The 1,859-nt window shown below is 66.6% G+C and carries 1 protein-coding gene; it reads right to left on the bottom strand.

The annotated features are described in order from the left end of the window. Nucleotides 1–360: 360 nt before the first annotated feature. The gene (locus tag ACIPEK_RS46620; protein WP_402009116.1) at nucleotides 361–1,599 is read right to left on the bottom strand and encodes an IS4 family transposase; all 1,239 of its coding nucleotides are present in this window, start codon (nucleotides 1,597–1,599) and stop codon (nucleotides 361–363) included. Between the last annotated feature and the right edge of the window lie 260 nt (nucleotides 1,600–1,859).

Raw genomic sequence — 1,859 nt, 5'->3', positions numbered from 1 at the left:
CCCTTGGCCCGCTGGTCCCGACGCGCCAACGAGCCCAGCATCTCGGCCGCGAACGCCTCCAGACGCGGACGGACCTCTTCCATCTCCTCAGGAGTCACAACTGAAAGAAGATCACAATCTATCCAACGAGGATCACTTGGGGTACCTAACAAAGCCCTACTAGGTGCAATACCGGTGATTTAGGTCTTTTTCCGGGAGGTCGGGGCTGGTTTGGTGGGTCCGACGAGGGTGATGACTGGGGTGTCCAGCCTGGGCTGGTTGTTGTGTTCGGTGCATTTGAGGGCCCAGTTGGACATCTTGCGTTTGATGACACGGGGATTGGAGCGTAACCGCCTTGGTTCCAGGAGCCGTTGACCGATTTCAAGCAGAGTCTGTGCGAGGGCCCGCGTGAGTCGGGAGGGGGGAAAAACCCGCCTGGGCGGTGACCTGGCGGCGGACAACGCGCACGGCGCGCGTGAAAGAGATCCGGTCCGGATCGTGTCCCTGCTGTCGTGCGGCTCCGTGCATGAGGTCCCGCACGGCATGGTGAACGAGGAGGAACGCGAAGATCTCCTGCTCGGCCCCGGCCGGGTGCTGGGAGCGCAAGACCAGCCGTGGCCCGCCCAGGTGGGTCTTGATCTCGTCCAGCGTGGTCTCGATCTCCCAGCGTTCGGCGTAGAGCGCGGCAAGTTCCGCCGCTGGCGCAGTGTCCGGGTCGAGGAGGGTGGTGACCAGCCGGTAGACGGCGTCCTTCCCGCGTGGGCCAAGGGTGTACTCGATGACGCGGACCCGGGCCGGGTCGGCCCGCCGGTTCTTGTCACGGGCGGCGACGATCTCCGACAGGTAGGAACCATCGGGCAGCGACGTCACCACAGGCAGCACCGCGTTGCTCCTGACCCGCCAGAGCAGGTCGGCGCCGGTTGCCGCGGCGGCCCGCCACAGGTCGAACCCGAGGAACCCTCGGTCTGCCATCAGCAGCATCCCCCCGGTCAACGACGAGAACAGGCGCCCGGCCAGCACGGTCTCGTGCACCGCCAGCGGACCGACCTCGGCAGCAAAGACCGCATGAGTGCCGCACTCGACCAGAGCCGCAACCCTGGCCTGCGGATAGGCACTCCTGCCCTGACCACGGCCGGTCCCCGGACGCCCGAAAAACCCGGCATTCGCCACCGTGTCCGGCAGATCGAACGTCGTCCCGTCCACAGCCACCAACCGCAGCCCCCGAAACCACGCGCCCCGCGACCCCGGGACCGCCACCGGCCGGCACACCCGGGCGAACAACGCCTTCAACACCTCCGGCCCCAGCCGCAGCCGCGCCCGCCCAATCGCTCCGCTCGTAGGCACCCGCCACCCCTTTGCCCAGCGGCCCTGGCGCTCCAGACCCTGCGTGAGAAGACGCCCGACCTCCTCATACCCCTGCCCCGAAAACAGGCACATCGCCAGCACGAAATACACCACCACCCGTGCCGGAAGCAGCCGCTGGCGCTGCTCAACACGCCCGCACCCCGCCACCACCTCGTCCACCAGATCAGGCGTAAACGCACGCGTTAACACTCCGAGAGCGATGCGATCCGAAAACCGCTCGCCCCCGACCGACTTCACCTGTCCCGGCCTTGGCACACTCAACACAACGAACCGACACCCTCAAAGTCACCGGTATTGCTACTAGTGTCCTGCGCCGGGAGTTCGTTGATTAAGTAGGCTGTTCCCATGGCGAAGATGGGGCGGCCGATGGCCGAGCTGGTGTTGTCCGAGGAGGAGCGGGCGACGCTGGTGCGCTGGTCGCGGCGAGCGAAGTCCTCGCAGGCGTTGGCTCAGCGGTGCCGGATCGTGCTGGGGTGTGCGGACGGCAAGACCAACCGGCAGGTTGCCGACGAGCT

The organism is Streptomyces sp. NPDC088246 (assembly GCF_044741025.1).
Taxonomy (GTDB): Bacteria; Actinomycetota; Actinomycetes; order Streptomycetales; family Streptomycetaceae; genus Streptomyces.
Note: the sequence above shows the minus strand (reverse complement) of the source record. Positions and strands in the feature narration are given on the sequence as shown.